The sequence below is a fragment of the Microcoleus sp. genome, assembly GCF_049646505.1.
GTDB lineage: Bacteria > Cyanobacteriota > Cyanobacteriia > Cyanobacteriales > Microcoleaceae > Microcoleus.
Map to the genome: position 1 here is coordinate 1 of NZ_JBARVX010000570.1, position 6535 is coordinate 6535.

Below are 6535 nucleotides of genomic sequence, written 5' to 3' on the forward strand. Positions count from 1 at the left end.
ATTTAAATGTTGTGCAACTGGATAATGGTAAGTTTCATCAGAGTAGCCCGCTCAAAATCCCCGATAATATTTTACTGATTTTTCAACCACCGTACAGTCCCGAATTGAATCCGAGCGAAAGAGTATGACAATATATAAAACAAGAATTGAGTTGGGGACTGTTTGACAACTTAGATGAAATTAAAGAAAAAGTTCGCAGTTTTCTTGAAGAATTTTTAATTAAAACAATCGCATCAATTGCGGGATGGGATTATATTCTATCGGCCCTAGCTACTGTAGCATAATTTTGGAGAAGTGGTATAAGTTAATGAATTGATTGCTGGCGATCGCCCCGTCAGGAGCAATTGTGAGATTGGCTGTTTTGGCGATCGCTATCGGCATACAGCGGTGCGCGGTGCGCCTCCGCTTACCCTACAGCGGACTGCTGACTGTCAAATACCGTCATCATCTTGACCTTGCACGCCCTGAAGAATCCGCGACAGTTCGTTTTTTTCATTGATCGCAATCCGAGTCGGAGAACCGCTGATCACCCGTTCGTAACCGCGGAACGAATCTTTTATTTGCGGCCCTCCTTCAGTAATCGTATATTCCCGAATCCCTTTGTCGTGCCACGAACCGCGCATCTTAAACACATTAATTGCCCGCGACATTTCCCCGCGAATCTCTACATATTGAAGCATGAGAATCGTATCAGTAATCGTAGAAATATGCGAGTCAGTAATTGAATGAGAACCCATAAACTGATCGCTGGTATTTGTAAAAAAGCCGGTGATTTCTTCCTGCTTCGCAAAACCCGTTACTCCGATTACAAATTGCCTGAAAGCATTATTGCTGACACCCCTAGCTAAGGCCGACAGCGAATCTATAGCAATTCGAGAAGGTTTGAACTCAGCAATTTCTGATTTAATCGTCTGCAAGTGGTCTTCCAAACCCGCAGATTCCGGGTAACTACACAGCAGTTTAAGCAGTCCTTTCTGTTCCATTTCCTCAAAATCAATGCCCCAAGAATAAGCATTGCGGAACAACTGAGCCCGCGACTCTTCATAGGCAAAAAGCAGCGCCCGATTGCCGTTCATGCAAGCATTTTGCAAGAACTTGCTCACCAACAGGGTTTTGCCGGTTCCCGTCGCACCCGTAGCCAAAATAATCGAGTCTTTAAAGAAACCGCCCCCGCACATCTCGTCGAGAGTTTTATCTCCCGAAGACACCCGCACGTTAGAAGACTTTTGAGTTAATCGCATCGCTCCCAACGGGAAAATATTAATGCCGTCATTAGTCATAGTAAAAGGATATTCGCCTTTCATGTGAGTTGTACCGCGCAACTTCAAAATTTCCATTGTGCGGCGGCGGCGTTCCCCTTCTAAAACGTTGCGAACAATTACTACATTATCCGATACAAATTCTTCGACTCCAAACCGCGCCACCGGGCCGTATTCTTCCAGTCTTTCGGTAGTCATAACTGTAGTTGCACCTACTTGTTTGAGGCGCGCCACTAAGCGAAAGATTTCTCGGCGCACCACCGATGCAGCGTCGTACTGCTGAAATACGGCTGTCACCGAATCTATGGAAACGCGCTTGGCTTTGTACTTGCGAATGGCGTACTGAATCCGCTCGATCAAGGCAGATAAATCAAAATTTCCTACGATATCCTGACCTTCGGGATCGGGGGAAGCATCCAAAATAAATAGCTTGCCTTCATCGATTAATTTTGCCAGATCCCACCCGAAACTGCAAGCGTTTTTAATAATATCTGTTGGAGATTCTTCAAAAGTTACGAGGACTCCTGGTTCGTCAAAGTGGGTGATTCCGTTATAGATAAATTGTACGGCGAATAACGTTTTTCCAGTTCCTGATGTGCCGCTGACTAGGGTAGTTCTGCCGACTGGCATTCCGCCGTGACTGATGTCGTCGAAACCCTCAATCATCGTGCGTATTTTTTGAACTCCTGCGGTTGCAAATCCTTCGGGTTTCACCGTTTCAATCATTTCATTCATATCGATTTTTGTCTGCCTTCAGTATTCTTTTGTTGTCACTCATTAACTGCCGCTCATGAGTATGAGTTTTTTACCGAGCTTTTAGTTGGGGCTTTTGATCGATAACTAATGACTGCTGACTGCTCGCTAATCACCCCGCCCAAAAACGGATACTTGCTTTCCGACAACAGTGGTGAAGAAATCGCAGTTTTCGATTTTTGTTCGAGTTCCTAGGTTCATCTGTGGAGCAAACAATCAAAAATCAAAAATCAAAAATCGACTGACTGTCACCCGATCGTCTTATGAATTCAGGTCTTCTTCGCGGAGTTCTTCATAGAGCAAATCTAATCCTATCAGAACTTTCTCGCGATCGGACAAATCGCCAATAATTTTTCGCACCGGGGGCGGCAGGATTTTCGCTAGAGTGGGGGTTGCCAAAATTTTGTCTTCTTCTGCTAGCTGAGGATTTTTGAGAACGTCGATGACTTTCAGGGCGTAGACTCCTTGAAATTCTTGTTCTAGGATGTCCTTTAGGGTTTTCAAAGCTCGCACAGAGTTTGGGGTATTGCCTGCAACGTAGAGCTTGAGAACGTAGGTTTTCTTTAGAGGACTCATGAACTTTTTTAAACGTTGAGTATGAGTGGTCAGATGTTAGTTGTAGTTGTTATTTGTCTTGAATCGGCTATTCTTTGTTATTTTATAATAATTTATGCTTGCCGATCGCCCGGCCGAATGTTTTCTCCTTTCTGGTTTGGTAAATTCTAGCTTCTGCTTTCTTCCTCCTACTCTCTAGGTTGAGATGTCTCTTTGGGAATCGAGCGCCTGTACATCTCGCACAGATGAGCGATCGCGTCAATCAGAGTCAAGCGGTAATCGAGCAATATTTCCTCGCTGCGCCCTTCTAATTTTAGCTGTTTAGCAAATTCCTCCATCAATGCCATGTGAATTTCTACAATTTGAGTCACGGCAACGTCAGCAAAAAAAGCCAAATTCACAAATTCATCTATTTGATTGTTGACCGCAGTATCTTCGGAAAAATAATGCAAAACGATGTCGCGATAACTTGACTTGAGTTGCTCCAAAAACTTTTGCTTGTCTGACTCAGACAGATTTCGCAAAAAAATCTGGGAATTTCTTTTATAATACACGCCTAAGTATCCCAATCGCTCCCGTAATTTTTCCGCGAGTCGCCGCTGCTGGCGGCTTAGCAAACTTTGAGCTGTCAATTGGGTTGTCGCATCGACGCTGGCGGATTGGTTATTGACTGGAACCAAAGTTGAAAGTTTGAGAAATTGTCCGATCGCCCGATCGATACTTTCAGCTATTTCGCTCGATCGGGCGATCGGCAGTTGCACCTCAGCAGGGTGATAAAAAAAAGTACAACTTTGTTCTTGACTATTGTCGGCGGTACTGGGCGCGGCCTCAAAATTATCTGAAGGTGGTGGTTGTGGTATTCCATCCTCCGCCGGCTGGGGCGAAAAAATCACAGCAGGCAAAAAGAGCGATCGTTCTTGCAGCTTGCTCAGAAGCGCGCGCCGATCCCCATCTACCTCAACAACCAAACAATCGAGGTGGTAATTGTGTTTCAGGAGTCCCAAAAACTCCACCGCCGACTTCATGTGCGTTAAAGCATAGCGATCGCCCCTCAAAAGATCGATCGCCGAGCCTGCGAGTTCCTGCGAGCTGACAAAAATACCGATCGACAGTTGGGGAAGCAAAGCTGTAGGTGAAACACCCAAGTTGCCCGAAAGTTCTGGATTGCTCAGAGTTGATATCTCCTTAACAAAAGACTTAACATTTGTAGGACTTACGCACCGATAGCCATCACCTTGGTTTTTGGAGAAAGTTATTCGTCCTAGCCCAAGAATCCTGTTAAAAACCCGATTTGTGCAGGTTTTGATACCTAAGTCCCGCTTTGAAAACCGATCTCAAACCTAACGAACTATCAATACTTTCAGCCATTCAATAGTTCATCTCTAGGAATGGTCTAGCAAAACACTGTTTTCAAGTGCTTTCAGGCCGTACTGGGACTGACTTGCTACTTACAGTGTCCCTTACTTGCTACCGCCGTACAAGCAAACTCATCTAGAAATTTTCTAGAGTTTGGTTATTTAGCCAAAAAAACCGCTGGCGACGGGTCGCTAACGGGCAAATATTGCTCGACGAGTGTTCGCTCACCCTGATTTTTTTGATCCCAAAATTGGGTTGGGCTGATTCATTTCCTAAAAAAGGTGCAATCTCCAGCATCTAGGAGCAGAAAAAAATCAGTACAAATGCGATCGAACTGACATCTTGCACCATTGTCAAGAACAGGCTCTGGGGCCTGTTCCACAACAAGTGCATTTTCTTGTGGGGTGGGCAGGAGAGCCCGCCCATAAAAAGCTGATTGAGATTGGTGCAAGATATCAGTTAAAACTGACATCTTGCACCACAGTAAAGAACGGGTTCTAGGGCCCGTCCCACAAAAGATAAATTTTCTCGCTTCACAGGCCGAACAGCCTGTTCCCAAACAAGTAATTGAGAATGGTGCAACATCTCATATCGAACAAATCGAGCAAGTCTTTGACTTCCGGTAAAAGACGGAGAAAGACATTTATCGTCTAGTTTAAGCGTGCAACAAACTCCCTCGCGCCGTCAAACATAACTAACCAAAAATTCCGGAACAGTTGCTTGGAAAAAAACAACAAAAAGCGAAACAAACAGGTTTGTGAAAGAAGCATCGGCGCTTTCAACCGCTGCTTGTCAGACCAAACCAGCCGGCATCCGTTGAAGATAATTTATCCGAATCTTTGGCGCAAAATGAATTCAGCTACGCTCAAATCAACCGGCGTTGTCACCTTCAAATTCGTCTCTTCCCCCTCGACAATTCGCACTGCTAAACCGCATTTTTCAAACAAAGCGGCATCGTCTGTAACTTCCCAACCCTGCTGTCGCCCTTGTTCGTGACACTGCTTTAACAATTTCACTTCAAATCCTTGGGGAGTCTGGGCAGCCCACAAATTGCTTCTGTCCGGCGTGTCTCGCACGATTCTAGACTCGTCCACCACCTTAATTGTATCCTTGACCGGGACGGCGACAATCAAGCCCGGACAGCCCAACAGAGCCTCTGCCGAGCGATCGAACAATTCAGCAGTTACCAAACACCTCGCGCCGTCGTGAATCAACACTCGATCGGCATTTGGTGGCAAAGCCTGCAAACCGTTGTAAACTGACTCTTGCCTGGTAGCGCCTCCCAAAATCAGTTCCACGGGCTTCACCAAAGCTAAATCGCCCAAAATTGCCTTAAAATCTGGAAAATCGTCAGGCTGGCCCATGATACCGATCCAGCTAATCTGCTGCGAAGCTTCAGCAGCAGCCAAAGTCCAACTCAGCAAAGGTTTAGAGAGCAAAGTCAGCAGCAGTTTGTTCCGCTGACTCCCCATCCGTCGCCCCGAACCCGCCGCCGCAATTAATAAGTGCATTAACTAACCGTTTTAACCCAACTAGATATATATAATAAGAGCGTCCTGTACTTTTGAGTCAGTTGTTTAGTTATCGGCCAGTAGCTTTTAAACTCTAAAAATACTATAAGCTGATAGCCGAAGACCGATCTCGGAAAGCTACCTCGATCAACAATAGCCCGATCGTTTATGATGCGAATACTAGCACTTGTCCCTGGCGGGATTGGCGACCAAATTTTATTTTTCCCCACCCTTGACGACCTCAAGCAGTCTTATCCAGACTCTCAGATTGATGTCATCGTGGAACCGAGGGCAAAAAGTGCTTACCGAGTCTGCAAGTCCGTCAAAGAAGTATTGACGTACAATTTCAAAGACCGCAACGCTATGGCAGATTGGGGCAATTTACTGGGCGTAATTCGCGATCGCGAATACGAAGCAGTGATTTCACTCGGCCAGCGGTGGACTGTAGGACTTTTGCTGTGGCTGACTGGAATTCCGCAGAGAATTGGCTATGCAGGAAGCAACAATGGTTTATTTCTCACCGATCCCGTACCGCTCAAAACAGAACAGTACGCAGCTTCAATGTACCACGATTTGCTGCAAGGATTCAACATTGAAAATCCTTGTCCGCCCCTGGCAATTAATGTACCAAAACAGGACATTCAGTGGGCAGAAGCCGAACAGCAGCGGCTAGGTGTAAAAGAAAGCGGTTACATTCTAATTCACGGCGGTTCCAGTCAGCTAGCTTTGTCTAAAGGTATTGACAAAATTTACCCTACAGACAACTGGAAACAAATAATTGAAGACTGTCAGCAGCGGCAGCCTAATTTGCCCGTTGTTGTGGTGAAAGGCCCCGAAGATGAAGCTTTCGTGACCAAATTAGTTCAGTTGTGTCCGAAGGTGAAAGTTATCTCGCCGGAGGATGTCGGCAAGTTGGCGGCCACCATTGCTGCTGCTAATTTGATGATATGCACTGACAGTGCGCCGATGCACTTAGCGGTGGCGGTGCAAACTTATACAATAGCTTTGTTCGGCCCGACTGAACCGACGAAATTGTTGCCAAAGAGCGATCGATTTTTGGGCATTAAATCTCCTACTGGCAAAATGGCGGACATCTCTCCT

The 6535-nt window shown here is 45.8% G+C and carries 5 protein-coding genes; 1 reads left to right on the forward strand and 4 read right to left on the reverse strand.

Going from position 1 to position 6535, the window contains the following annotated elements:
- Positions 1-431 precede the first annotated feature (431 nt).
- The 4 genes from kaiC to ispD form a co-directional block, all read right to left on the reverse strand.
- A complete protein-coding gene (gene kaiC / locus WBA89_RS26725; RefSeq protein ID WP_424410680.1) occupies positions 432-1994 on the reverse strand; it encodes a circadian clock protein KaiC in 1563 nt (520 codons plus the stop codon).
- Positions 1995-2273: 279 nt separating this feature from the next.
- On the reverse strand, positions 2274-2588 hold the full coding sequence (gene kaiB / locus WBA89_RS26730) for a circadian clock protein KaiB (RefSeq protein ID WP_006632119.1): 315 nt from the start codon (positions 2586-2588) through the stop codon (positions 2274-2276).
- A gap of 167 nt (positions 2589-2755) precedes the next feature.
- Positions 2756-3691 carry a circadian clock protein KaiA gene (locus tag WBA89_RS26735; RefSeq protein ID WP_424410682.1) on the reverse strand — a complete coding sequence of 312 codons (936 nt, stop codon included), beginning with the start codon at positions 3689-3691 and terminating at the stop codon, positions 2756-2758.
- Positions 3692-4750: 1059 nt separating this feature from the next.
- Positions 4751-5434: a 2-C-methyl-D-erythritol 4-phosphate cytidylyltransferase gene (gene ispD, locus WBA89_RS26740; protein ID WP_424410681.1), complete on the reverse strand. Its 684-nt coding sequence runs from the start codon at positions 5432-5434 to the stop codon at positions 4751-4753.
- Positions 5435-5605: 171 nt separating this feature from the next.
- Here ispD and WBA89_RS26745 point away from each other — a divergent pair.
- Positions 5606-6535 (forward strand): glycosyltransferase family 9 protein (locus WBA89_RS26745; RefSeq protein ID WP_424410683.1); only part of this gene is annotated, 930 nt, incomplete at its 3' end.

Excerpts from the sequence above, each read along its gene's own strand:
- kaiC (WP_424410680.1), bottom strand. The coding sequence starts at position 1,994 with ATGAATGAAATGATTGAAACGGTGAAACCCGAAGGATTTGCAACCGCA.
- kaiB (WP_006632119.1), bottom strand. The coding sequence starts at position 2,588 with ATGAGTCCTCTAAAGAAAACCTACGTTCTCAAGCTCTACGTTGCAGGC.
- ispD (WP_424410681.1), bottom strand. The coding sequence starts at position 5,434 with ATGCACTTATTAATTGCGGCGGCGGGTTCGGGGCGACGGATGGGGAGT.